The sequence below is a fragment of the Pseudomonas sp. P7779 genome (assembly GCF_013386315.1).
Classification (GTDB): Bacteria; Pseudomonadota; Gammaproteobacteria; order Pseudomonadales; family Pseudomonadaceae; genus Aquipseudomonas.
Window position 1 is genome coordinate 15,763 of record NZ_JACARZ010000005.1, and the last position, 24,547, is coordinate 40,309.

General features: G+C 62.1%; 28 protein-coding genes. 18 read left to right on the plus strand and 10 right to left on the minus strand.

Annotated features, from left to right (window positions below; all coding sequences use genetic code 11):
- Window positions 1-66: 66 nt before the first annotated feature.
- From pyrR to HX869_RS01675, 3 genes are read left to right on the plus strand one after another with little or no spacing between them, the layout of a single operon-like run.
- On the plus strand, window positions 67-573 hold the full coding sequence (gene pyrR, locus HX869_RS01665; RefSeq protein WP_003213746.1) for a bifunctional pyr operon transcriptional regulator/uracil phosphoribosyltransferase PyrR: 507 nt from the start codon (window positions 67-69) through the stop codon (window positions 571-573).
- Window positions 574-597: 24 nt separating this feature from the next.
- Window positions 598-1,602, plus strand: a complete 1,005-nt coding sequence (locus tag HX869_RS01670) for an aspartate carbamoyltransferase catalytic subunit (protein WP_003213748.1) — start codon at window positions 598-600, stop codon at window positions 1,600-1,602.
- Entirely contained in the window at window positions 1,599-2,870 is a 1,272-nt protein-coding gene (locus HX869_RS01675) for a dihydroorotase (RefSeq protein WP_178902669.1), read from the plus strand. Before HX869_RS01670 ends, HX869_RS01675 begins: the two co-directional genes overlap by 4 nt.
- A gap of 134 nt (window positions 2,871-3,004) precedes the next feature.
- Here HX869_RS01675 and HX869_RS01680 read toward each other — a convergent pair whose 3' ends face one another.
- Entirely contained in the window at window positions 3,005-3,433 is a 429-nt protein-coding gene (locus HX869_RS01680) for a TM2 domain-containing protein (RefSeq protein ID WP_003213752.1), read from the minus strand.
- Between the two features lie 250 nt (window positions 3,434-3,683).
- Between HX869_RS01680 and HX869_RS01685 the strand changes: the two genes are divergently transcribed.
- The gene (locus HX869_RS01685) at window positions 3,684-4,319 is read left to right on the plus strand and encodes a C40 family peptidase (RefSeq protein WP_023659314.1); all 636 of its coding nucleotides are present in this window, start codon (window positions 3,684-3,686) and stop codon (window positions 4,317-4,319) included.
- A gap of 141 nt (window positions 4,320-4,460) precedes the next feature.
- Here the strand turns inward: HX869_RS01685 and HX869_RS01690 are convergent, their stop codons facing one another.
- Window positions 4,461-5,495, minus strand: coding sequence for a type IV pilus twitching motility protein PilT (locus HX869_RS01690; protein WP_008434153.1), 1,035 nt, complete (start codon window positions 5,493-5,495; stop codon window positions 4,461-4,463).
- Between the two features lie 57 nt (window positions 5,496-5,552).
- Here HX869_RS01690 and HX869_RS01695 point away from each other — a divergent pair, with 57 nt between their 5' ends.
- The 9 genes from HX869_RS01695 (at window position 5,553) to HX869_RS01735 (ending at window position 12,292) form a co-directional block, all read left to right on the plus strand.
- Window positions 5,553-6,239, plus strand: a complete 687-nt coding sequence (locus HX869_RS01695) for a YggS family pyridoxal phosphate-dependent enzyme (protein ID WP_008434154.1) — start codon at window positions 5,553-5,555, stop codon at window positions 6,237-6,239.
- Between the two features lie 33 nt (window positions 6,240-6,272).
- Window positions 6,273-7,091, plus strand: coding sequence for a pyrroline-5-carboxylate reductase (gene proC, locus HX869_RS01700; RefSeq protein ID WP_178902670.1), 819 nt, complete (start codon window positions 6,273-6,275; stop codon window positions 7,089-7,091).
- A 24-nt stretch (window positions 7,092-7,115) separates the two neighbouring features.
- A complete protein-coding gene (locus tag HX869_RS01705; RefSeq protein WP_003213764.1) occupies window positions 7,116-7,703 on the plus strand; it encodes a YggT family protein in 588 nt (195 codons plus the stop codon).
- 230 nt (window positions 7,704-7,933) lie between these two features.
- Complete coding sequence (locus tag HX869_RS01710) at window positions 7,934-9,073, plus strand: homoserine O-acetyltransferase (protein ID WP_008434158.1); 1,140 nt, start codon at window positions 7,934-7,936, stop codon at window positions 9,071-9,073.
- A 7-nt stretch (window positions 9,074-9,080) separates the two neighbouring features.
- Window positions 9,081-9,701 carry a methionine biosynthesis protein MetW gene (metW, locus tag HX869_RS01715; RefSeq protein WP_076012994.1) on the plus strand — a complete coding sequence of 207 codons (621 nt, stop codon included), beginning with the start codon at window positions 9,081-9,083 and terminating at the stop codon, window positions 9,699-9,701.
- A gap of 21 nt (window positions 9,702-9,722) precedes the next feature.
- Entirely contained in the window at window positions 9,723-10,157 is a 435-nt protein-coding gene (locus HX869_RS01720; protein ID WP_076012995.1) for a DUF4426 domain-containing protein, read from the plus strand.
- Window positions 10,154-10,750, plus strand: coding sequence for an RdgB/HAM1 family non-canonical purine NTP pyrophosphatase (gene rdgB / locus HX869_RS01725; RefSeq protein ID WP_008434161.1), 597 nt, complete (start codon window positions 10,154-10,156; stop codon window positions 10,748-10,750). Before HX869_RS01720 ends, rdgB begins: the two co-directional genes overlap by 4 nt.
- Window positions 10,747-11,949 (plus strand): radical SAM family heme chaperone HemW, encoded by a 1,203-nt coding sequence (hemW, locus tag HX869_RS01730; RefSeq protein WP_256343980.1) that lies wholly within the window; start codon window positions 10,747-10,749, stop codon window positions 11,947-11,949. The genes rdgB and hemW overlap by 4 nt, the downstream gene beginning before the upstream one ends.
- Window positions 11,950-11,968: 19 nt before the next feature.
- Window positions 11,969-12,292 (plus strand): DUF3392 domain-containing protein, encoded by a 324-nt coding sequence (locus HX869_RS01735; RefSeq protein WP_003213776.1) that lies wholly within the window; start codon window positions 11,969-11,971, stop codon window positions 12,290-12,292.
- A 143-nt stretch (window positions 12,293-12,435) separates the two neighbouring features.
- Here HX869_RS01735 and trmB read toward each other — a convergent pair whose 3' ends face one another.
- From trmB to HX869_RS01755, 4 genes are all read right to left on the minus strand, one after another.
- Window positions 12,436-13,161, minus strand: a complete 726-nt coding sequence (gene trmB, locus HX869_RS01740; RefSeq protein ID WP_003213778.1) for a tRNA (guanosine(46)-N7)-methyltransferase TrmB — start codon at window positions 13,159-13,161, stop codon at window positions 12,436-12,438.
- Between the two features lie 9 nt (window positions 13,162-13,170).
- Entirely contained in the window at window positions 13,171-13,965 is a 795-nt protein-coding gene (locus HX869_RS01745) for a thiazole synthase (RefSeq protein ID WP_102370101.1), read from the minus strand.
- A gap of 65 nt (window positions 13,966-14,030) precedes the next feature.
- On the minus strand, window positions 14,031-14,231 hold the full coding sequence (thiS, locus tag HX869_RS01750) for a sulfur carrier protein ThiS (protein ID WP_177022332.1): 201 nt from the start codon (window positions 14,229-14,231) through the stop codon (window positions 14,031-14,033).
- 71 nt (window positions 14,232-14,302) lie between these two features.
- A complete protein-coding gene (locus HX869_RS01755; RefSeq protein ID WP_003213781.1) occupies window positions 14,303-14,680 on the minus strand; it encodes a DUF423 domain-containing protein in 378 nt (125 codons plus the stop codon).
- A gap of 74 nt (window positions 14,681-14,754) precedes the next feature.
- Between HX869_RS01755 and mtgA the strand changes: the two genes are divergently transcribed.
- Window positions 14,755-15,477 (plus strand): monofunctional biosynthetic peptidoglycan transglycosylase, encoded by a 723-nt coding sequence (gene mtgA, locus HX869_RS01760; RefSeq protein WP_178902671.1) that lies wholly within the window; start codon window positions 14,755-14,757, stop codon window positions 15,475-15,477.
- 135 nt (window positions 15,478-15,612) lie between these two features.
- On the opposite strand, the gene rpoH is transcribed toward mtgA, so the two are convergent.
- From rpoH to ftsY, 4 genes are all read right to left on the minus strand, one after another.
- Entirely contained in the window at window positions 15,613-16,467 is an 855-nt protein-coding gene (gene rpoH / locus HX869_RS01765; RefSeq protein ID WP_003176698.1) for an RNA polymerase sigma factor RpoH, read from the minus strand.
- Window positions 16,468-16,596: 129 nt separating this feature from the next.
- The gene (ftsX, locus tag HX869_RS01770; RefSeq protein ID WP_003213783.1) at window positions 16,597-17,619 is read right to left on the minus strand and encodes a permease-like cell division protein FtsX; all 1,023 of its coding nucleotides are present in this window, start codon (window positions 17,617-17,619) and stop codon (window positions 16,597-16,599) included.
- On the minus strand, window positions 17,616-18,287 hold the full coding sequence (gene ftsE, locus HX869_RS01775; protein WP_003213784.1) for a cell division ATP-binding protein FtsE: 672 nt from the start codon (window positions 18,285-18,287) through the stop codon (window positions 17,616-17,618). Before ftsE ends, ftsX begins: the two co-directional genes overlap by 4 nt.
- Window positions 18,284-19,711 (minus strand): signal recognition particle-docking protein FtsY, encoded by a 1,428-nt coding sequence (ftsY, locus tag HX869_RS01780; protein WP_178902672.1) that lies wholly within the window; start codon window positions 19,709-19,711, stop codon window positions 18,284-18,286. The genes ftsE and ftsY overlap by 4 nt, the downstream gene beginning before the upstream one ends.
- 232 nt (window positions 19,712-19,943) lie before the next feature.
- On the opposite strand from ftsY, the gene HX869_RS01785 reads away from it, so the two are divergent.
- The 4 genes from HX869_RS01785 (at window position 19,944) to HX869_RS01800 (ending at window position 24,513) form a co-directional block, all read left to right on the plus strand.
- Window positions 19,944-21,299: a pitrilysin family protein gene (locus HX869_RS01785; protein WP_003213786.1), complete on the plus strand. Its 1,356-nt coding sequence runs from the start codon at window positions 19,944-19,946 to the stop codon at window positions 21,297-21,299.
- On the plus strand, window positions 21,292-22,782 hold the full coding sequence (locus HX869_RS01790) for a pitrilysin family protein (RefSeq protein ID WP_003213787.1): 1,491 nt from the start codon (window positions 21,292-21,294) through the stop codon (window positions 22,780-22,782). The genes HX869_RS01785 and HX869_RS01790 overlap by 8 nt, the downstream gene beginning before the upstream one ends.
- Window positions 22,782-23,387, plus strand: a complete 606-nt coding sequence (rsmD, locus tag HX869_RS01795; RefSeq protein ID WP_003213788.1) for a 16S rRNA (guanine(966)-N(2))-methyltransferase RsmD — start codon at window positions 22,782-22,784, stop codon at window positions 23,385-23,387. The genes HX869_RS01790 and rsmD overlap by 1 nt, the downstream gene beginning before the upstream one ends.
- A 130-nt stretch (window positions 23,388-23,517) precedes the next feature.
- Window positions 23,518-24,513 (plus strand): hydrolase, encoded by a 996-nt coding sequence (locus tag HX869_RS01800; RefSeq protein ID WP_178902673.1) that lies wholly within the window; start codon window positions 23,518-23,520, stop codon window positions 24,511-24,513.
- Window positions 24,514-24,547: the final 34 nt, after the last annotated feature.

The following is a 24,547-nucleotide window of genomic DNA, read 5'->3' on the forward strand; positions in this document are numbered from 1 at the left end:
CGGCTTGCCGCGTCTTCTTACGTTTGAGCCCGGACCTTGCCTGCGCGAGGCCTAGAAGGAGCACCCATGAGCCTGCCCAATCCCGCCGACCTGATCAGCCAGATGGCGATCCGCCTCAAGGCGCACCTGGAACACCGTGCCATCAGCGAGCCGCGCTTTATCGGCATCCGCACCGGTGGCGTGTGGGTGGCCCAGGCGCTGCTGGAAGAACTGGGCAGCGACTCGCCCCTGGGCACCCTGGACGTGTCTTTCTATCGTGACGACTTCAGCCAGAACGGCCTGCACCCGCAAGTGCGCCCCTCGGCCCTGCCCTTCGAGATCGAAGGCCAGCACCTGGTGCTGATCGATGACGTGCTGATGAGCGGTCGCACCATACGTGCCGCGATGAACGAACTGTTCGACTACGGCCGCCCGGCCAGCGTGACCCTGGTCTGCCTGCTGGACCTGGACGCCGGCGAATTGCCGATCAGCCCGGACGTGGTCGGCGCCACCCTGTCCCTGGAAGCCCACCAGCGGGTAAAATTGTCCGGTCCCACGCCGCTCGAACTCGAACTGCAAGACCTTGCCCTTTAAACCGCCTTGTAAAGAGTCCCCGCGATGACGCCTCTAGATGCCAAGCGCCCGCTGCAGCTCAATGCTCAGGGCCAGCTGCAACACTTCCTGTCCCTCGACGGCTTGCCCCGCGAACTGCTCACCGAAATCCTCGACACGGCCGACTCGTTTCTCGAAGTCGGCGGCCGGGCGGTGAAGAAAGTCCCGTTGCTGCGCGGCAAGACCATCTGCAACGTGTTCTTCGAGAACTCGACCCGCACCCGCACCACCTTTGAACTGGCGGCCCAACGCCTGTCGGCTGACGTGATCACGCTGAACGTGTCCACCTCGTCGGCGAGCAAGGGCGAAACCCTGCTCGACACCCTGCGCAACCTGGAAGCCATGGCCGCCGACATGTTCGTGGTGCGCCACGGCGATTCCGGTGCTGCGCACTTCATCGCCGAGCACGTGTGCCCGAATGTGGCGATCATCAACGGCGGCGACGGCCGTCACGCCCACCCGACCCAGGGCATGCTCGACATGCTGACCATTCGGCGGCACAAGGGCAGCTTTGAAAACCTCTCGGTGGCCATTGTCGGCGACATCCTGCACTCGCGGGTTGCACGCTCGAACATGCTGGCCCTGAAAACCCTGGGTTGCCCGGACATCCGCGTGATCGCCCCCAAGACACTGCTGCCGATCGGTATCGAGCAGTACGGCGTGAAGGTCTACACCGACATGGCCGAAGGCCTGAAGGATGTGGACGTGGTGATCATGCTGCGCCTGCAGCGCGAGCGTATGGCGGGCGGCCTGCTGCCGAGCGAAGGCGAGTTCTATCGCCTGTTCGGCCTGACCACCGCACGCCTGGCCGGCGCCAAGCCGGACGCCATCGTGATGCACCCGGGGCCAATCAACCGTGGCGTGGAGATTGAGTCGGCGGTGGCCGATGGCGCGCAGTCGGTGATTCTCAACCAGGTCACGTACGGCATCGCCATCCGCATGGCGGTGTTGTCCATGGCCATGAGCGGGCAAACCGCGCAACGTCAATTCGAGCAGGAGAACGCCCAGTGAAGCTCAGCATTCTCGGCGCCCGAGTCATCGATCCGGCCAGCGGCCTGGATCAAGTCACCGATCTACACCTGGAAGCCGGCAAGATCATTGCCATCGGCGCCGCACCCGCAGGCTTCAGCGCCAGCGAAACTATCGACGCCAAAGGCCTGATCGCCGCGCCTGGCCTGGTTGACCTGAACGTCGCCCTGCGTGAGCCGGGCTACAGCCGCAAGGGCAACATCACCAGCGAAACCCGCGCCGCCGCTGCCGGTGGCGTGACCAGCCTGTGCTGCCCGCCCCACACCAAACCGGTGCTGGACACCTCGGCGGTGACCGAACTGATCCTCGACCGCGCCCGCGAAGCCGGCAACTGCAAAGTGTTCCCCATCGGTGCCCTGAGCAAAGGGCTGGACGGCGAACAACTGGCCGAACTGATCGCCCTGCGCGACGCCGGCTGCGTGGCCTTCGGCAACGGCCTGGAGAGCTTTCGCAGCACCCGCACCCTGTGCCGTGCGCTGGAATATGCGGCGACTTTCGACCTGACTGTGATTTTCCACTCCCAGGACCGTGACCTGGCCGAAGGCGGCCTGGCCCACGAAGGCGCCACCGCGAGCTTCCTCGGCCTGCCGGGCATCCCGGAAACCGCCGAGACCGTGGCCCTGGCCCGCGACCTGCTGCTGGTGGAACAAAGCGGCGTACGCGCGCACTTCAGCCAGCTGACCAGCGCTCGCGGCGTGGCCCTGATCGCTCAGGCCCAAGCCCGCGGATTGCCGGTGACGGCGGATGTGGCGCTGTATCAGCTGATTCTGACGGATGAGGCGCTGATCGACTTCTCCAGCCTGTATCACGTGCAGCCGCCACTGCGTACCCGCGCTGACCGTGACGGTTTGCGGGCGGCGGTGAAGTCCGGGGTGGTTTCGGTGATCTCCAGCCATCACCAGCCCCACGAGCGGGATGCCAAGCTGGCGCCGTTCGGCGCGACGGAGCCAGGCATCAGCAGCGTCGAGCTGTTGCTGCCGCTGGCAATGACGTTGGTGGAAGATGGTTTGCTGGACCTGCCGACCCTGCTGGCGCGCCTCAGTGCGGGCCCTGCCGAGGCGCTGCGCCTGCCGGCGGGCAAGCTGGCGGTGGGCTCGGCGGCGGACCTGGTGCTGTTTGATCCGGCCAGCTCCACGATTGCCGGGGAACACTGGCTGTCCAAGGGTGAAAACTGCCCATTCATCGGCCATAGCCTGCCGGCGACTGTGCGGTACACGCTGGTGGATGGGCGGATCAGCTACCAGGCTTAAATCCAATCCGGAGTGGGCACAGTAAATGTGGGAGCGGGCTTGCTCGCGAAAGCGGTGGGTCAGTCAATAGAGATGTCGACTGACACATCGCATTCGCGAGCAAGCCCGCTCCCACATTTGGATCTTCACACATCTTATCGGCCGCCGTTGCGCTCGGCATTGCGGATCGAAATCTGCGTATTCAGCGTCCAGAAGTCATACAGCACCCCGATCAGGAACAAGCCCCCGGTCAGCAGGTAAATGATCCCGCTGATCCATTTGCCCTGATACATGCGGTGCAAACCGAACACACCCAGAAACGCCAACAGAATCCAGGCCACGTTGTACTCGATCGGCCCGGCGGTAAATCGCAGGTCCGCTTCGCGGTCCATTGCCGGAATCAGGAACAAGTCGATCAACCAGCCAATCCCGAACAAACCGAAGGTGAAAAACCAGATCGTCCCGGTCACCGGCTTGCCGTAATAAAAGCGGTGAGCACCGGTAAAACCGAAAATCCAAAGCAGGTAGCCGATCACCTTGCTGTGGGTGTCTTGTTGCGAAACATCCTGTCGATAGGTGTTCATGGAGTACCTCTTTAGCCTCGATAGATAAATATTTCTGGTTTCTTTGTGACTTTTTTACGGGCGCCCGACATGCGGCAAATGGTATCTTCGCTTCCCTCAAAGCCTTATACCGCCTGACTTGTGTAGGACAATCGCGGCAATTCGTCACGGTTTTCCTGAATTTGACCCCAGGGTTCAGTCGACAAACGGCCTTAGCACGACACAAAAAGCTGTTATAAAGTTGCGCGCAAACCAAAAAGAGCCACGCCTAATGCGACCATTTTTCAAGACATGGCTAACCATTTGCCTATTAATGCCACTGGCCGCCCACGCCACCAATCGTGAGCAACGACTTCCCAACGTTAACGGTTTCACCCCTAAAGTTCACGCCACCACCAGCTCCGCCAAATCGGTAAAGCTGACCGTGAAGCGCCCGACTCAACTGAGCAAGGCCCACGGTAATGCAGCGCCAGGGCTGATGGCCGTCAACACCAAGCAAAGCAGCAACGTCCTCAGCCGTGCCGTCAACGTGCTCGGTACTCCTTATCGTTGGGGCGGCAGCAGCCCAAGTAAAGGGTTCGACTGCAGTGGTTTGGTGAAATATGCGTTTAACGACGTAAAAGCCGTGGATTTGCCGCGCACTTCCAACGCCATGGCCGCCGGCCACGGGCTGAAGGTTGAGCGCAAGGATTTGAAACCGGGTGACCTGCTGTTCTTCAAACTGAAGAGCCGCCAGGTGAACCACGTTGCCATCTACCTGGGCAACGACCGTTTCATCCACGCACCGCGTCGTGGCAAGTCCGTGAGCATCGATACGCTGAAGAAGCCGTTCTGGGACAAGAACTACGTGATTGCCAAGCGTGTCCTGCCTAAAGAACAGAACAACCTGCGGATTGTGCAGCGCTGATATCAGGCTGATGTGAGAGCAGGCTTGTGTGGGAGCGGGCTTGCTCGCGAATGCGGAGTGTCAGTCGATACATGCTTGACTGATACACCGCATTCGCGAGCAAGCCCGCTCCCACATTAGTTTTTCATCGCCCACGCGACCTTAAATATCCCCAGGCACCCTCGCCTTCTCCCGGGCATGTTCCCGGCTGATCAGCCCCTGGCTGACCAACGCCTTCAAACTCATGTCCAGCGTCGTCATCCCCAACGCCCCACCCGTCTGGATCGCCGAATACATCTGCGCCACCTTGTCCTCGCGGATCAAGTTACGAATCGCCGGCGTGCCGAGCATGATTTCGTGAGCCGCCACACGGCCGCCGCCGACTTTCTTCACCAGCACCTGGGACACCACCGCCTGCAATGACTCCGAGAGCATCGAGCGGACCATGGTCTTTTCCCCCGCCGGAAACACATCCACCACCCGGTCCACGGTTTTAGCCGCCGACGTGGTGTGCAACGTGCCAAACACCAGGTGCCCGGTTTCCGCCGCCGTCAGCGCGAGCCGAATGGTTTCCAGGTCTCGCAATTCGCCAACCAGGATCACATCCGGGTCCTCCCGCAATGCCGAACGCAGGGCCGCCGAGAAACTGTGGGTATCGCGATGCACCTGTCGCTGGTTGATCAGGGCATTTTTCGGTTGGTGGATAAACTCGATCGGGTCTTCAAGGGTGAGGATGTGCTGGCGACGATGGGTGTTGAGGTAGTCGATCATCGCTGCCAGGGTGGTGGACTTGCCGGAACCGGTCGGCCCGGTGACCAGCACCAGCCCCCGGGGCAAGTCTGCGATGCGCCGGAACACCTCGCCCAACCCCAGGTGTTCCAGGCTCTGCACGGTTGAGGGGATGGTACGAAACACCGCGCCCATGCCCCGGTGCTGCTGGAACACATTCACCCGAAACCGCGCCACCTCGGGCAACTCGAAGGCAAAATCCGTTTCAAGAGATGTTTCGAAATCCTTTTGCTGGTGATTGTTCAGCAAAGGGCTGAGCAACGCCGCCACTTGCACCGGCGCAAGTACAGGCCAATCGAGTGGCCAGACCTCGCCATCCACTCGCAGCATCGGCGCCAACCCGGCCGACAGATGCAGGTCCGAGGCCCGCAGCCGTACGCCGGCGGCCAGCAGTTCAGTGATATCCATAGGGCTTTCCATTTCCAGTAGAATGCCGCGGACTCCATATCCACGGGCGCAACTTGAATGTCGACCATAGCAGACAACATCGGCCTGGTTTCCGAGCGGATCCGGGCAGCCGCCGAGGCCGCGCAGCGCGACGCAGGCAGCGTGCACCTGCTGGCCGTGAGCAAGACCAAACCCGCACAGGCCGTGCGCGAAGCCTATGCCGCCGGGATGCGTGACTTTGGCGAGAACTATCTGCAGGAAGCCCTGGGCAAACAGGCCGAATTAACCGACCTGCCCTTGAGTTGGCACTTCATCGGCCCCATTCAATCGAACAAGACTCGTGCGATCGCCGAGAATTTCGCCTGGGTGCATTCCGTGGACCGCCTGAAAATCGCACAACGCCTGTCCGAACAACGCCCGGCTGACCTGCCGCCGCTGAATATCTGCATCCAGGTCAACGTCAGTGGCGAAGCCAGCAAGTCCGGCTGTACACCCGCCGACCTGCCCGCCCTGGCCGAAGCCATCAGCGCCCTGCCGCGCCTGAAGCTGCGCGGCCTGATGGCGATTCCCGAGCCGACCGACGACCGTGCAGAGCAAGACGCAGCCTTCGCCACCGTGCGCGACCTGCAAGCGAGCCTCGACCTGGGGCTCGACACACTTTCCATGGGCATGAGCCATGACCTTGAGTCGGCCATCGCCCAAGGGGCCACCTGGGTGCGGATCGGTACCGCCCTGTTTGGTGCCCGCGACTATGGCCAGCCTTGAAATGGCTGACTTCCATCTGAGTAAGGACCTGTCATGAGCAACACGCGTATTGCCTTTATCGGCGCCGGCAACATGGCGGCCAGCCTGATCGGCGGCCTGCGGGCCAAGGGCCTGGAAGCACAACAGATTCGCGCCAGCGACCCGGGCGCCGACACCCGCGCCCGCGTCAGCGCCGAGCACGGCATCGAAACCTTCGCCGACAACGCAGAAGCGATCGAAGGCGTTGACGTGGTGGTACTGGCGGTCAAGCCGCAGGCCATGAAAGCCGTGTGCGAAAGTTTGCGGCCTAGCCTCAAGCCCCACCAATTGGTGGTGTCCATCGCCGCCGGCATCACCTGTGCCAGCATGAACAACTGGCTCGGCGCCCAGCCGATTGTGCGCTGCATGCCCAACACCCCGGCGCTGCTGCGCAAAGGTGTGAGCGGCTTGTACGCCACGTCCGAAGTCACTGCCCAACAGCACGACCAGGCACAAGAGCTGCTGTCCGCCGTAGGTCTCGCCGTGTGGCTGGAACAAGAGCAGCAACTGGACGCCGTCACCGCCGTCTCCGGCAGTGGCCCGGCGTATTTCTTCCTGCTGATCGAGGCCATGACCGCCGCTGGCGTGAAACTCGGCCTGCCGCAGGAAGTCGCCGAGCAACTGGCCGAGCAGACCGCACTGGGCGCCGCGCAGATGGCCGTGACCAGCGATGTCGACGCGGCCGAGTTGCGCCGTCGCGTGACCTCGCCCGGCGGCACGACCCAGGCGGCAATCGAATCGTTCCAGGCCGGGGGCTTTGAAGCCCTGGTGGAAAAAGCACTGGGTGCCGCAGCACATCGTTCGGCCGAAATGGCCGAGCAGCTGGGCAAATAGTCGTCCCCCACATAGGAATCAAACATGCTCGGAATCAATGACGCTGCCATTTTCATCATCCAGACCCTGGGCAGCCTGTACCTGCTGATCGTGCTGATGCGTTTTATCCTGCAACTGGTGCGGGCGAACTTCTACAACCCGCTGTGCCAGTTCGTGGTAAAGGCCACGCAGCCGCTGCTCAAGCCTCTGCGCCGGGTGATCCCGAGCCTGTTCGGCCTGGACATGTCGTCGCTGGTATTGGCGCTGCTGCTGCAGATCCTGCTGTTCGCGGTCATCCTGCTGCTCAATGGCTATCAGGCCACCACGCTGCTGTTGCTGCCGTGGGCCTTGATCGGGATCTTCTCGCTGTTCCTGAAGATCATTTTCTGGTCGATGATCATCAGCGTGATCCTGTCCTGGGTCGCTCCGGGCAGCCGCAGCCCGGGTGCCGAGCTGGTGGCACAGATCACTGAGCCGGTGCTGGCACCGTTCCGTCGCCTGGTACCTAACCTGGGTGGGCTGGATATCTCGCCGATCTTCGCGTTTATCGCGATCCAGCTGCTGCAAAGCTGGGTGATTCCACGCTTGGCGTTCTACGCATTCATGCCCAAAGAACTGTTCGGTCTGATCTGACAACAATGTGGCGAGGGAGCTTGCTCCCGCTGGGCTGCGCAGCAGCCCCAAAACGGCCGACCGCGTTGCATCTGCGAAATCGCGGCAACCGGACCGGGACCGCTTCGCGCTCCAGCGGGAGCAAGCTTCCTCGCCACAAAAAGCCTTAAAAACACCAGCCGCAGGCCTTTGCTTGCCGCTGGGTGCAGCGGTCTTTAGACTTACGCCTCATTTAAACGAGAGCAGGGTCGATGCCAACTGCCTTCCCCCCCGATTCTGTTGGACTGGTCGTGCCCCAAGTGGCGCACTTCAGCGAACCGCTGGCCCTGGCCTGCGGCCGTTCGCTGCCCGCCTACGACCTGATCTATGAAACCTACGGCCAACTGAACGCTACGGCCAGCAACGCCGTGCTGATCTGCCACGCCCTGTCCGGCCACCACCACGCTGCGGGTTTCCACAGCATGGACGAGCGCAAGCCCGGCTGGTGGGACAGCTGCATCGGCCCCGGCAAGCCCATCGACACCAACAAGTTCTTCGTGGTCAGCCTGAACAACCTCGGCGGCTGCAACGGCTCCACCGGCCCCAGCAGCCTCAACCCGGAAACCGGCAAGCCGTTTGGCGCCGATTTCCCGGTGCTGACCGTGGAAGACTGGGTGCACAGCCAGGCGCGCCTGGCCGACGTACTGGGCATCGCCCAATGGGCCGCCGTGATCGGCGGCAGCCTGGGCGGCATGCAGGCCCTGCAATGGACCATCACCTACCCGGACCGCGTGCGCCATTGCCTGGCCATCGCCTCGGCCCCCAAGCTGTCGGCGCAGAACATCGCCTTCAACGAAGTGGCGCGCCAGGCGATCCTCACCGACCCCGAGTTCCACGGCGGTTCGTTCCAGGAAGCCGGCGTGATCCCCAAGCGCGGGCTGATGCTCGCGCGCATGGTCGGGCACATCACTTACCTGTCGGATGACTCCATGGGCGAGAAATTCGGCCGTGGCCTCAAGAGCGAAAAGCTCAACTACGACTTCCACAGCGTCGAATTCCAGGTCGAGAGCTACCTGCGTTATCAGGGCGAGGAGTTTTCCGGGCGTTTCGACGCCAACACCTACCTGCTGATGACCAAGGCCCTGGACTACTTCGACCCGGCGGCGAACTTCGACGATGACCTGGCGCGCACCTTCGAGGCGGCCACCGCCAAGTTCTGCGTGATGTCGTTCACCACCGACTGGCGCTTCTCCCCGGCCCGCTCGCGGGAATTGGTGGATGCGCTGATGGCCGCGAAGAAAGACGTCTGCTACCTGGAGATCGACGCACCGCAAGGCCACGACGCCTTCCTGATCCCGATCCCGCGTTACTTGCAGGCTTTTAGCAATTACATGAACCGAATAGCACTGTGAGAACGCTATGAGAGCCGACCTGGAAATCATCCAAGACTGGATCCCCGCCGGCAGCCGCGTGCTCGACTTGGGTTGCGGCGATGGCGAACTGCTGAGCTGGCTGCGCGACAACAAGCAAGTCACCGGCTATGGCCTGGAAAACGACCCGGACAACATCGCCCAGTGCGTGGCCAAGGGCATCAACGTGATCGAGCAGGACCTGGACAAGGGCCTCGGCAACTTTGCCAGCAACAGCTTCGACATCGTGGTCATGACCCAGGCCCTGCAAGCCGTGCACTACCCGGACCGGATCCTCGACGAAATGTTGCGCGTCGGCCGCCAGTGCATCATTACCTTCCCCAACTTCGGCCACTGGCGCTGCCGCTGGTACCTGGCCACCAAGGGCCGCATGCCGGTGTCGGATTTCCTGCCCTACACCTGGTACAACACGCCCAACATCCACTTCTGCACCTTCGAAGACTTCGAAGCGCTGTGCAGCGAGCGCGAAGCCAAAGTCATCAACCGTCTTGCCGTCGATCAACAGCACCGTCACGGCTGGGCGAGTAAGCTATGGCCCAACCTGCTGGGTGAGATCGGGATCTACCGGGTCAGCAGCCCGGGCCTGACGGACCACCAGATTGCCGTCTAACCATTTTCAAGGAGGACGAACATGAGTCGTTTGGCTACTTTTTTACTCACCGCGTGCCTGAGCGTCAGCGCTATGGCGGCGGATGTTATCGACGGTAATCGCCAGAAAGAATTCGGCGATATCACGGTGCACTACAACACCCTGACCACCAGCTTCCTGACGCCGGAAATGGCTCAGGAAGCCGGGATCGTACGCAGCAAAGAGCTGGGCATGATCAATGTGTTCGTAAACAAGGGCGTCGAATCGATAGACGCCACCGTTACCGGCACAATCAAGGATCTGGGCGGCAAGAGCGAGATGCTGACGTTCAAGAAAATCACCCAGAAAGGTTCTACGCTTTACGTCGCCCAGTACCCGGTGCCGCAGCAGGAAACCAAGATTTTCACCATCAACGTTGAAACCGGTGGCAAAGCCCACGGTTTCAGTTTCAACCAGGAACTGTTTCCGGCCGAATGATGAACCTCACACAACTCGTACTGGCCAGCCATAACGCCGGCAAGCTCAAAGAACTCCAGGCCATGCTCGGCGACTCGGTGCAACTGCGCTCGATTGGCGAGTTCAGCCAGGTAGAGCCGGAAGAGACCGGCCTGTCGTTTGTCGAGAACGCCATCCTCAAGGCCCGCAACGCCGCGCGTATTTCCGGCCTGCCGGCACTGGCTGACGATTCGGGCCTGGCCGTGGACTTCCTGGGCGGCGCGCCTGGCATCTACTCGGCACGTTACGCCGACGGTAAAGGCGACGCGGCCAACAACGCCAAGCTGCTGGACGCCCTCAAGGACGTGCCCGACGCGATGCGCGGCGCGCAGTTCGTCTGCGTGCTGGCCCTGGTGCGTCACGCCGATGATCCATTGCCGATCCTCTGCGAAGGCTTGTGGCACGGTCGCATCCTGCATGCGGCCAGCGGCGAGCACGGGTTTGGCTACGACCCGTTGTTCTGGGTGCCGGAGCGCAATGTCTCCAGCGCCGAATTGAGCCCGGCCGACAAGAACCAGATCAGCCACCGCGCCCGCGCAATGGATTTGCTGCGCCAGCGTCTGGGCCTGAAATGACCCAGAACACCTCCGCGCAGCCACTGATCCTCGGTGGCGCGCAAACACCTCGGGCGGCCCTGCCTCACCTGCCGCCCCTGGCGCTGTATATCCACATCCCGTGGTGCGTGCGCAAATGCCCCTATTGCGACTTCAACTCCCACACCGCCAGCAAGGTGCTGCCGGAGGAAGAGTACGTCGACGCGTTGCTGGCCGACCTCGATCAGGACCTGCACGCGGTGTACGGCCGTGAGCTGAGTTCGATCTTTTTCGGCGGCGGCACCCCAAGCCTGTTCAGCGCCGTTGCCCTGGGCCGGTTGCTCAAGGGCGTGGAAGCGCGCATCCCGTTTGCCGGCGATATCGAGATCACCCTGGAAGCCAACCCCGGTACCTTCGAGCAAGAGAAGTTCGTGGCGTACCGCAAGCTGGGGATCAATCGGCTGTCGATTGGCATCCAGAGTTTCCAGCAGGAAAAACTCGAAGCCCTGGGCCGCATCCACAACGGTGACGAAGCCGTGCGTGCCGCCGGCATGGCGCGCCAGGCCGGGTTCGACAACTTCAACCTGGACTTGATGCACGGTTTGCCCGATCAGTCCCTGGAGGACGCCCTGGGCGACCTGCGCCAGGCCATTGCCCTCAAGCCCACGCATCTGTCCTGGTATCAACTGACCCTGGAACCCAACACCGTGTTCTGGAACCAGCCGCCCGTGCTGCCGGAAGACGACACCCTGTGGGACATCCAGGAAGCCGGCCAGGCGCTGCTCGCCGAACACGGTTACGCCCAGTACGAAGTCTCGGCCTACGCCCAACCGGGCCGGCCGGCGCGGCATAACCTGAACTACTGGAGCTTTGGCGATTTTATCGGCATCGGCGCCGGTGCCCACGGCAAGCTCAGCCATCCGGACGGGCGCATCGTGCGCACCTGGAAAACCCGGGCGCCGAAGGACTACCTCAACCCGGCGAAAAACTACCAGGCCGGCGCGAAAGAACTGACCAACGAAGAGTTACCGTTCGAGTTCCTGATGAACGCCCTGCGCCTCACCGACGGCGTCGAAGCCAGGCTTTATGCCGAGCGCACCGGCCTTGAGCTGGCGAGTCTCGATGAGGCCCGTCGTGAGGCAGAACAAAGTGGCTTAATGCAGGTCGAACCGTCACGCCTGGCGGCCACCGACCGCGGGCAACTCTTTCTCAATGACCTGCTGCAGAAGTTTTTGAGCTGATTGCTCTTAAGGAAATCAAATGGATCTGGTACTCGACCTGCTCGCCACCGTATCCCGCTGGAGCCGTAGCAACCTGTCGGAAATCTCCCTGGCGTTGGTAGGTTGCCTGCTGGTGCTGTTTGGCGCCGACATCAAGGGCTGGGTCGAAGCACGGCTGGGCAGCATCGCGGGTGCGCTGCGCGTGCCGCTGATGGCGCTGGTGTGCATGATCGGCAGCGGCGCTGCGCTGATCTATGCCACGCCGTGGATTGTTCGCGGGTTGAGCCAGTTCAACAACTACAGCCTGGCGCCGGTGTTGTTGGTGGTGCTGGTGTTGATTGGGGTGGTGGCGGATCGCCGCTGACCTTAAGCGCGGCACAAAACAAATGTGGGAGCGGGCTTGCTCGCGAATGCGGTGTGTCAGTCAGCGTAAATGTCGACTGATCTACCGCATTCGCGAGCAAGCCCGCTCCCACATTTTTTACTGCATTTCAATCCAGGGACTTATCAGTCCACTTTCTCGAACTTCAAATCCCAAACCCCATGCCCGAGTCGCTCGCCGCGACGTTCGAACTTGGTGATCGGCCGCTCGGCCGGGCGCGGGACGCATTTGCCGTCTTCCGCCAGGTTGCGGTAGCCAGGGGCGACGTTCATTACTTCCAGCATGTACTCGGCATACGGTTCCCAGTCGGTGGCCATGTGCAGGATGCCGCCCACTTTCAGCTTGCTGCGCACCAGTTCCGCGAAGGAAGCCTGGACGATGCGGCGCTTGTGGTGGCGGCTCTTGTGCCAGGGGTCCGGGAAGAACAGCATCAGGCGGTCGAGGCTGTTGTCGGCGATGCAGCGGTTGAGCACTTCGATCGCGTCGCAGTCGTAGACCCGCAGGTTGGTCAGGCCCTGAGTCAGCACGCCGTTCAGCAGCGCGCCAACACCCGGACGGTGTACTTCAACCCCGATAAAATCCTGCTCCGGCGAAGCCGCGGCCATTTCCAGCAGGGAATGGCCCATGCCGAAGCCAATCTCCAGGGAGCGTGGTGCCGAGCGGCCAAACACCTGGTCGTAATCCACCGGCGCGTCTGCCAGCGGCAGGACGAACAGCGGCGTGCCCTGCTCCAGGCCCTTTTGCTGGCCCTCGGTCATGCGACCGGCGCGCATCACAAAACTCTTGATGCGGCGGTGCTTGGACTCGTCGCCTTCTTCCAGGGTGTTCGGCGTTTCGTTTGATTCAGTCATCAATGGCTCTTACTTGATCAGACCATCCAGCGGCGAGGAGGCGCTGGCGTAAAGTTTTTTCGGCATGCGCCCGGCGAGGTACGCCAGGCGGCCGGCGACAATTGCGTGGTTCATGGCTTCAGCCATCAGGACCGGCTGCTGCGCATGGGCGATGGCCGAGTTCATCAGCACCGCATCGCAACCCAGTTCCATGGCGATGGTGGCGTCGGAGGCAGTGCCCACGCCCGCATCCACCAGCACCGGGATCTTGGCTTCTTCAAGGATGATCTGCAGGTTGTACGGATTGCAGATACCCAGGCCGGAACCGATCAGACCGGCCAGCGGCATCACCGCGATGCAGCCGATTTCGGCCAGTTGGCGGGCGATGATCGGGTCGTCGCTGGTGTAGACCATCACGTCGAAGCCTTCCTTGACCAGGGTCTCGGCGGCCTTGAGGGTTTCGATCACGTTGGGGAACAGGGTTTTCTGGTCGGCCAGCACTTCCAGCTTCACCAGGTTGTGGCCGTCGAGCAGCTCACGGGCCAGGCGGCAGGTGCGCACGGCTTCGATGGCGTCGTAGCAACCGGCGGTGTTCGGCAGGAAGGTGTAGCGATCCGGCGACAGCACTTCGAGCAGGTTCGGCTCGCCCTCGATCTGGCCGAGGTTGGTGCGGCGCACGGCGAAAGTAACGATCTCGGCGCCCGAGGCTTCGATGGCCAGGCGGGTTTCTTCCATGTCGCGGTACTTGCCGGTGCCGACCAGCAGACGCGACTGGAAGGTACGACCGGCCAGGACGAAAGGCTTGTCGCTACGAACGATGCTCATGGGAAATCCTCGAGTTGGGGTGAGGTTCTGCAGAATGCGGGTTGGCGCCCTGGAGCGCCGGACGGCTAGCCGCCGCCGATGGCGTGGACCACTTCGACCTGGTCACCCTCGGTGAGCGCGGTCTCGACGTGCTGGCTACGCGGGACGATATCCAGATTGAGCTCCACTGCGACGCGGCGTCCGGTCAAGTCCAGACGGGTCAGCAGGGCCGCAACGGTTTCACCGTCGGGCAGTTCAAAGGGTTCGCCGTTCAACTGAATGCGCATGCCACGGGCCGCCATCGTTTTTAGGGGCCAGCATTCTAGCGTGATTGACGTTGCTGGCCCAAGCCCCTTGGTCAGGCAGCCTGTAGACGCCACGCCGCCAAACCGAGGAAGAACCAGCCCAGCAGGAACGCCAGGCCACCAAACGGGGTGATGATGCCGAGCTTGCTGATGCCGGTCATGGTCAGCACATACAGGCTGCCGGAGAACAGCAGGATGCCCACGGCAAAGGACACCCCCGCCCACGTCACCAGCCTGCCCGGGATGTGCGCCGCCAACAGTGCCACGCCGAACAGCGCCAGGGTGTGCACCAACTGGTAGGTCACGCCGGTGTGGAAAATCGCCAGGTACTCGGCGCTCAGGCGGTTTTTCAGGCCGTGGGCGGCAAACGCGCCCAGGGCGACGCCGGTGAAACCGAAAAAGGCAGCCAGCATCAGAAAGCCACGCAACATGAGGAACTCCAGTCAGACTCAGGGGGCAGGGTCTGTATAATGGCCCGCTCAACGGGTTCGGCCAAGCCATCTCTATGCTGCGTCTCCTCTTCAAGCGTTTTCTCAAAGCCCTCAAGTGGTTTGCCATCGGCAGCGTGCTGCTGGTGCTGCTGTTCCGTTTCGTGCCACCACCGGGCACTGCGCTGATGGTTGAGCGCAAGGTCGAGTCCTGGGTCGACGGCGAGCCGATTGACGTACAGCGCACGTGGGTGCCGTGGGATCAGATCTCCGACGAACTGAAAGTGGCGGTGATGGCGGGCGAAGACCAGCGCTTCCCGCAACATTGGGGTTTTGATTTCGACGCGATCCAGGCGGCGTTGCTGCATAACGAGCGCGGCGGTTCGATTCGCGGCGCCAGCACCTTGAGCCAGCAGGTGTCGAAGAATCTGTTTTTGTGGACCGGCCGCAGCTATTTCCGCAAAGGCCTGGAAGCCTGGTTTACCGGGCTGATCGAGATTCTCTGGCCCAAGCAGCGAATTCTTGAGGTGTACCTCAACAGCGTGGAGTGGGATGAAGGCGTGTTCGGCGCCGAAGCGGCGGCGCGGCATCACTTTGGGGTGAGCGCCAAGGCGCTGACCCGCCAGCAGGCCAGCTACCTGGCGGCGGTGTTGCCTAACCCGCGGGTGTGGAGTGCCAGCCATCCAACGTCGTATGTCGCGCGACGGGCGGCGTGGATTCGGCAGCAGATGAGTCAGTTGGGTGGCGACAGCTATTTGAATGAGCTGAACAACTCGCGCAAGGCGCTCTGGGCTGACTGACACCCCACAAAACAAAAGTGGGAGCGGGCTTGCTCGCGAAAGCGGTGTGCCAGTCAATACCTTAGGTGACTGATCCACCGCCTTCGCGAGCAAGCCCGCTCCCACATTTCGATCGCGCTGTCCTAGCTACCTGTGTCAGGCGGCGATCGACAGTTTCAGCTTGTTCATCGCACTCTTCTCGAGCTGACGAATCCGCTCGGCCGACACGTTGTACTTCTGCGCCAGGTCGTGCAGCGTGGCTTTTTCTTCTGCCAACCAGCGCTGGTAGAGAATGTCACGGCTGCGGTCGTCCAGCACTTCCAGCGCTTCGTGCAGGTTGTGATTGGAGTTGTCGCTCCAGTCGGCATCTTCCAGCTGACGCGCCGGGTCGTACCGGTGGTCTTCCAGGTAGTTGGCCGGCGATTGGAAGGCGCTGTCGTCGTCCGCTTCGGCGGCCGGGTCGAAGGCCATGTCATGGCCGGTCAGGCGACTTTCCATCTCGCGCACTTCACGTGGCTCTACGCCAAGGCTTTCGGCCACGCGATGCACTTCTTCGTTGTTCAGCCACGCCAGGCGTTTCTTCTGGCTGCGCAGGTTGAAGAACAGTTTGCGCTGGGCCTTGGTGGTCGCGACTTTCACGATGCGCCAGTTGCGCAGGATGAATTCGTGAATTTCCGCCTTGATCCAGTGCACAGCAAACGACACCAGGCGCACACCCATTTCCGGGTTGAAGCGCTTCACGGCTTTCATCAGGCCAACGTTGCCTTCCTGAATCAGGTCAGCCTGGGCCAGGCCGTAGCCGCTATAGCTACGGGCGATATGTACGACAAAACGCAGGTGGGCGAGCACCATCTGCCGAGCCGCCCCCAAATCCTGCTCATAGTAGAGACTCTCGGCCAGTTCACGCTCCTGCTCGGGCGTCAGCAATGGAATGCTGTTGACCGTGTGCACATAGGCCTCCAGGTTCGCACCCGGGACCAGAGCATAAGCAGGTTGCAAAGAAGTGGTCATACGAAAAAACCTCCGACTCACATAACTCGTGCAGTTCAGCACTGCGAAAATTGACCGGGAACCGTAGGACAAGTTCCCTAAACCACTGATACGGTCAATACAAACGAAACCACATTACCCTGACATTAACTACTTCGGTGCCAGCTCACGTAAATGCCGTGCGACCGCAATCCAAGCACCGATATACCCCAAGAGCACTGCCCCAAGCAACAATGACAGACCATCGGCTGCCGGCACGCCGGCCAGGGCAAAATCGCTGCCGTACAAACCGGCAAGCCCCACCACCGCATCGTTCAGCCAGTTCAGGCCAAAAGCCAGTACGCCCCAGGACAAAATTCCCGCACCGAAGCCATACAGCGCGCCCATGTACAGAAAAGGCCGACGCACATAGCTGTCCGTGCCGCCGACGAGTTTAATCACTTCTATCTCGGTGCGGCGGTTTTCAATATGAAGACGAATGGTATTGCCTATCACCAAAAGTAATGCAGACACCAGCAACACCGTCAGGCCGAACACAAACCGGTCGCCCAGCTTGAGAATCGCGGCCAACCGCTCTACCCAGACTAGATCAAGTTGTGCCTGTTGGACCTTCGGCAGCTCTGCGAGTTTTTGTCGCAGGGCTTCCAGGGTGGTCTTGTCGACCTCGTTCGGGGTGACCAGCACCACGCCCGGCAGCGGGTTCTGCGGCAACTCCTTGAGCGCCTCGCCCAGGCCGGACTGTTGCTGGAACTCTTCCAGGGCTTGATCGCGGCTGATGTACTCAGCCTCGGCCACACCCGGAATGCCCTTGATCTGGTCGCGCAGGGACTCACCGTCCTGGGCGCTGGCATCCAGGTTCAGGTACAGGGAAATCTGCGCCGCCCGCTGCCACGAACCGCCAAGGCGCTCGACATTGTTCAGCAGCAATGACAAGCCCATGGGCAGGCTCAAGGCCACGGCCATGACCAGGCAGGTAAAAAAGCTGCCGATCGGCTGCTTGCCGAGGCGGCGCAGGCTGTCTACCAGGCTGGCACGGTGGCTTTCGATCCAGGCATGCACCAGGGTGCCGAAATCCGGGCCATCGTCTTCGTCGCGTTTTTTCTTCTGTGGCTGCGGGTCGGCCGCCTTTGGCGCGACGCGCTCGGAAACCTTCGGGCTGCGTGTTGCACTCATACCCCAGCCTCCCCGTCACCGATCAGGCGGCCGCGTTGCAGGGTCAGCATGCGGTGGCGCATGCGGGCGATCAGCGCCAAGTCGTGACTGGCGATCAGCACGCTGGTGCCCAGGCGGTTGATGTCTTCGAACACGCCCATGATTTCTGCGGCCAGGCGCGGGTCGAGGTTACCGGTGGGTTCGTCCGCCAGCAGCAAGGCCGGGCGATGGACGATGGCGCGGGCGATGCCGACGCGCTGTTGCTGGCCGGTGGACAGGTCGCCTGGGTACAGGTCGGTCTTGTCCGACAGCGCCACGCGCTCCAGGGCCGAATCCACGCGCTTGACGATTTCGGCCTTGGACAGACCGAGAATCTGCAACGGCAAGGCGATGTTGTTGAACACCGTGCGATCGAACAGCAACTGGTGGTTCTGGAACACCACGCCGATCTGGCGACGCAGGAATGGAATCTGTGCGTTGCTGATGGTTGCCAGGTCCTGGCCCGCCAGCAGCAGTTTGCCGGTGGTTGGGCGCTCCATGGCCAGCAACAGGCGCAACAAGGTACTTTTACCGGCACCCGAATGGCCGGTCACAAACAAGAATTCGCCGCGACGCACCCGGAAACTCAGCTCATGCAAGCCGACATGCCCGTTGGCGTAGCGTTTACCGACCTGTTCGAAACGAATCATGAACGCTCCCGCTCGGCAAACAGTGCCTGTACAAAGGGTTCGGCTTCAAAAGTGCGCAGGTCGTCGATGCCTTCACCGACGCCGATGTAACGAATCGGCAACCCGAACTGCTTGGCCAGGGCGAAGATCACACCGCCCTTGGCCGTGCCGTCGAGCTTAGTCAATGCCAGGCCGGTCAGTTGGACCGTCTGGTGGAATTGTTTGGCCTGGCTGATGGCGTTCTGGCCGGTACCGGCGTCCAGCACCAGCAACACCTCGTGGGGCGCGTCGGCATCGAGCTTGCCGATCACGCGGCGAACTTTCTTCAGCTCTTCCATCAGGTTGTCTTTGGTGTGCAGGCGACCGGCGGTATCGGCGATCAGCACATCAATGTTGCGCGCCTTGGCGGCCTGCACCGCATCGAAGATCACCGAGGCCGAATCGGCGCCGGTGTGCTGGGCGATGACCGGGATCTTGTTGCGCTCGCCCCAGACCTGCAATTGCTCCACGGCGGCGGCACGGAAGGTGTCACCGGCGGCGAGCATGACTTTCTTGCCTTCCAGTTGCAGCTTCTTCGCCAGCTTGCCGATGGTGGTGGTCTTGCCGGCGCCGTTGACGCCAACCACCAGGATCACAAACGGCTTTTTCTGCGTATCGATGATCAGCGGCGCTTCCACCGGCTTGAGCATGTTGGCCAGCTCGGCCTGCAGCGACTTGTAGAGCGCATCGGCGTCGGTCAGTTGCTTGCGCGCGACCTTCTGGGTCAGGCTCTGGATGATCACGGCGGTGGCTTCGACGCCCACGTCGGCGGTCAGCAGGCGGGTTTCGATGTCCTCCAGCAGCTCGTCATCGATGGTCTTTTTGCCGAGGAACAGGCTGGCCATGCCTTCGCCGATGCTGGCGCTGGTCTTGCTCAGGCCTTGCTTGAGGCGGGCGAAGAAACCGGTCTTGCCGGTTTCGGCAGGAACAGCAGGCTCTTCGATGACTGCTGGCGCGGCGACGGCGACCGGAACAGGTTCGGCGACCACCGGTGCAGGCACCTCAACCACTGGCGGCGCCTGGACCACAACGGGCGCAGGCTCCACGAGGGCCGGAATCGGCGGCGCCACATGCTCGGCCAGCTCGTCTTCAACCAGTGCTACAGGCTCTTCTGCCACCGGCAACACCAGCCATGGCTTGTGCTCTGGCTCTGGCTCTGGCTCTGGCTCTGGCGCAGGTTCTGGCTCAACCACCGGCTGCAACACCGGCTCGGCCATCGGCAACACCACCGGGGCCGGTGTTTCGGCAACCGGTTCGGCTTCTACTATGGATTCGGGGATCGGTTCAGCTTGAACCTGCGGCTGTTCGACGACGGTTTCCTGCGGCTTTTTGCGCAGCCATCCGAACAGGCCTTTTTTCTCGCCAGCCGCAGCTGGGGTCTTCTTGTCGTCGTTGGAACCAAACATGGAGACGGCTATCTCAAGGTAGCGACGCGCCAGGGGGCGTGCCGGTAAATAAAATTCGATGCGTAACAGACTGTTTTTTAGCCAGCTCGTTCATGCGCAACATTTTGTAAGGCCTAAATAGAGCCTTAACAAGACAGCCATAGTGGCCGTCCCTAGGTCGGACCAGTATCCTAGCACCTCCTCGCCCGCCGACGCTAAGACCAAGCGGGCAGCCCAACAGGTTTAAAAACGAATGAATGCTCTAGCCCGCCGCGCCGCAGGCCTGCTGCTCAGCACAGTTTGTCTGCCCCTTTCAGCTTTGGCTGCCGACCCACAACCCACCCACGAATTCACCCTGGACAACGGCCTCAAGGTCGTCGTGCGCGAAGACCATCGCGCCCCGGTGGTGGTTTCGCAGGTCTGGTACAAGGTTGGCTCCAGCTACGAAACCCCGGGCCAGACCGGTTTGTCCCACGCCCTGGAACACATGATGTTCAAGGGCAGCGCCAAGGTCGGCCCCGGCGAGGCTTCGTTGATCCTGCGTGACCTGGGCGCGGAAGAAAACGCCTTCACCAGCGACGACTACACCGCCTACTACCAAGTGCTGGCCCGTGACCGCCTGGGCGTCGCCTTCGAGCTGGAAGCCGACCGCATGGCCAGCCTGCGCCTGCCGGCCGACGAGTTCAGCCGCGAGATCGAGGTGATCAAGGAAGAGCGCCGGATGCGCACCGACGACAACCCGATGTCCAAGGCCTATGAGCGCTTCAAGGCCATGGCCTACCCGGCCAGCGGCTACCACACGCCGACCATCGGCTGGATGGCCGACCTGGACCGCATGAAGGTTGAAGAGCTGCGCCACTGGTACCAATCCTGGTACGTGCCGAACAACGCCACCCTGGTAGTGGTGGGCGACGTAACCCCGGATGAAGTCAAAACCCTGGCCCAGCGCTATTTCGGCCCGATCCCCAAGCGCGACGTCCCCCCGGCGAAAATCCCGCTGGAGCTGGCCGAGCCCGGTGAACGCCTGCTGACTATGCATGTACAGACCAAACTGCCGAGCGTGATCCTGGGTTTCAACGTGCCGAGCCTGGCCACCGCTGAAGACAAACGCTCGGTCAACGCCCTGCGCCTGATCTCGGCCCTGCTGGACGGCGGCTATAGCGCGCGCATCTCGACACAACTGGAGCGCGGCGAAGAGCTGGTGTCCGGCGGCTCGTCGAGCTACGACGCCTACACCCGCGGTGACAGCCTGTTCACCCTGACTGCCACACCGAACCTGCAAAAGAAAAAGACCGTGGCCCAGGCTGAAGCCGGCCTTTGGCGCCTGCTGGATGAGCTGAAGGCCAAGCCACCGAGCGCTGAAGAACTGGAGCGTATCCGCGCCCAGGTCATCGCCGGCGTGGTTTACCAGCGCGACTCGATCACCAGCCAGGCCACTGCCATCGGCTCCCTGGAGACGGTGGGCCTGTCCTGGAAACTCATGGACACCGAGCTGGCCGAGCTGCAAAGCGTCACCGCCGAAGATATCCAGAAAGCTGCACGCACCTATTTCACCCGCGAACGTCTCAGCGTCGCCCATGTCTTGCCTGAGGAGACCGCTCATGAGTGAACGTAAAAACAACCGCCTGGTGCTGCCCGGCCTGATCGTGGTGACTTTGGCTGCTGCCTGCGCGGTGTATTTGCTGCGCCCCAGCGAATCCGTCGCCAGCCAGGCGCTGGAGCAGGCCAAGTCCGCCAACAAGCTGCAATCCCTGGCCGAGCTGGACGACAAGGCGCCGACCAACCGCAAGCTCGACGTGCAAACCTGGACCACCGCCGAAGGCGCCAAGGTGCTGTTCGTCGAAGCCCATGAACTGCCGATGTTCGACATGCGCATCCTGTTCGCCGCCGGCAGCAGTCAGGACGGCGCAACGCCAGGCCTGGCGCTGTTGACCAACGCAATGCTCAACGAAGGCGTGCCGGGCAAGGACGTCAGCCAGATTGCCGCCGGTTTCGACGGCCTGGGGGCTGATTTCAGCAATGGCGCCTACCGCGACATGGCGCTGGTTTCCCTGCGCAGCCTGAGCGCCAGCGACAAGCGTGACGCCGCCCTGTCACTGTTTGACGACGTGATCGGCAAGCCGACCTTCCCGGCAGACTCTCTGGCGCGGATCAAGAACCAGCTGCTGGCCGGCTTTGAATACCAGAAACAGAACCCCGGCAAACTGGCGAGCATCGAGCTGTTCAAGCAGCTCTATGGCGACCACCCTTACGCCCATCCGAGCGAAGGCAACGCCGAGAGCGTGCCGAAGGTGACTCTTGCGCAATTGAAGGACTTCCACGCCAAGGCCTACGCCGCCGGCAACGCAGTGATTTCTGTAGTCGGCGATCTGACCCGCGCCGAAGCCGAAGCCATGACCGCCAAGGTTTCCGCGTCCCTGCCAAAAGGCCCGGCGCTGGCGAAAATCGCCCAACCGGTCGAGCCCAAGGCTGGCACCACGCACATCGAGTTCCCGTCCAAGCAGACAACCCTGCTGCTGGCGCAACTGGGTATCGACCGTGCCGACCCGGATTACGCCGCGCTGTCACTGGGTAACCAGATTCTCGGCGGCGGTGGCTTCGGCACCCGTTTGATGAGCGAAGTGCGCGAGAAACGCGGCCTGACCTACGGCGTATACTCCGGCTTCTCGCCGATGCAGGTACGCGGTCCGTTCATGATCAACCTGCAAACCCGCGCCGAAATGAGCGCCGGCACGCTGCGATTGGTGCAGGACGTACTCGCCGACTACCTCAAGACCGGCCCGACACAGAAAGAACTCGATGACGCCAAGCGCGAACTGGCCGGCAGCTTCCCGCTGTCCACCGCGAGCAACGCCGATATCGTCGGGCAGCTGGGCGCCATGGGTTTCTACAACCTGCCGCTGAGCTACCTGGAAGATTTCATGAAACAATCCCAGGCGCTGACCGTTGACCAGGTCAAAGCTGCTTTGAACAAACATTTGAGTGCCGACAAGATGGTCATCGTGACCGCCGGCCCGACGATTGCGCAAAAGCCACTACCGCCCCCCACTGATAAACCCGCCGAGCAACCGCTCGGGGTTCCGGAGCATTAATGGCCCGTCCATCCCGTCCCAAAAAACCTGTCCACAACGTTCACAACGGTGTGGGCCAACTGCGCATCATCGGCGGAGAGTGGGGCAGCCGTAAGCTGAGCTTCCCTGATGTCGTGGGCCTGCGCCCGACGCCAGACCGCGTGCGTGAAACCCTGTTCAACTGGCTCGCGCCGTATATCGCCGGGGCCAAGGTGCTGGACCCGTTCGCGGGTAGCGGCGCGTTGTTCCTGGAGTCGCTGTCCCGTGGCGCGGCGCTGGGCCAGGCGCTGGATGCCAGCAATGTGGCGGTCGCCAGCCTCAAGGAACACCTGGGCACGCTGCGTTGCACCACCGGGCAAGTGCAGACGGCTGACGCGTTGCGCTACCTGGAAACCCAGGAAGCCCGTGAGTTTGACGTGGTGTTTCTTGATCCGCCGTTCAACCAGAACCTGCTGCCGACTGTATGTGCGCTGCTGGAAGAGCGTCAGTGGTTGGCGCCGGATGCCTGGATCTACACTGAAAGCGAAACCGCACCGTCCACACTCGGCCTGCCGGGCACGTGGCGCCTGCACCGCGAGCAGAAATCCGGGCGGGTGTATTACGCGTTGTGGCAACGCACCGTGTAGGAGCGAGCTTGCTCGCGAAGATCGTTAACGATGACGCGGGAAACCAGGGGAACGCGGTGATCTTGAGTTTTTCGCGAGCAAGCTCGCTCCTACAATGATTGGAGCAAGCCCATTCGGCACCGAGAATTTCATGACTCCGCCCCTCGACCGCTTCTCCCCCGCCTTCGGCCTCGGCAACCCGCACCTGCAAACGTTGTGGGGACCGCTGTGGCGCAAAACCACGCACATCGAACGCCAGCGCGAACGGCTGTGGCTGGCAGACGGCGATTTTCTCGACCTCGACTGGCATGGGCCCCATGACGCAACCACCCCGCTGGTGCTGGTACTGCACGGGCTGACCGGCTCGTCCAACTCCCCTTACGTCGCCGGCCTGCAAAAAGCCCTCGCAACCCAAGGCTGGGCCAGCGTCGCGCTGAACTGGCGTGGCTGCTCCGGCGAACCCAACCTGCTTGCCCGCAGCTACCATTCCGGCGCCAGTGAAGACCTGGCCGAAACCATCGTTCACCTGCGGGCCAAGCGCCCGTTGGCGCCGCTGTATGCGGTGGGGTATTCACTGGGCGGCAATGTGCTGCTCAAGTACTTGGGCGAAACCGGCGAAGCCTGCGGGCTGCAAGGCGCGGCCGCCGTGTCGGTACCGTTTCGCCTGGATCAGTGCGCCGATCGCATTGGCCTGGGCTTTTCTCGGGTTTATCAGAAGCATTTCATGCGCGAAATGCTGGCCTATATCCGCGTCAAACAAAGCCGGTTTCTCAAGGATGGCCGCGAGGCAGGCCTGAAAACCCTCGCCGACCTGGGCTCGCTGGAGAAGATGCGCACGTTCTGGGACTTTGACGGCCGCGTCACCGCGCCGCTGCACGGGTTCCTCAGTGCCGAGGACTACTACCGCCGCGCCTCCAGCCGCTATTACCTCGGGGGCATTCGCACACCAACCCTGATCATCCAGGCCGCGGACGACCCGTTCGTGTTCGCCCACAGCCTGCCCGAGGCCAGCGAACTGTCGGATTGCACCGAGTTCGAACTGCTGGCCAAGGGCGGGCATGTCGGGTTTGTGGACGGCTCACTGAAACAGCCAACTTACTACCTGGAACGGCGAATCCCAGGGTGGCTACTGACACAACGCCGATAAAAATGTGGGAGCTCCCACACTTTGGCTCAGACCG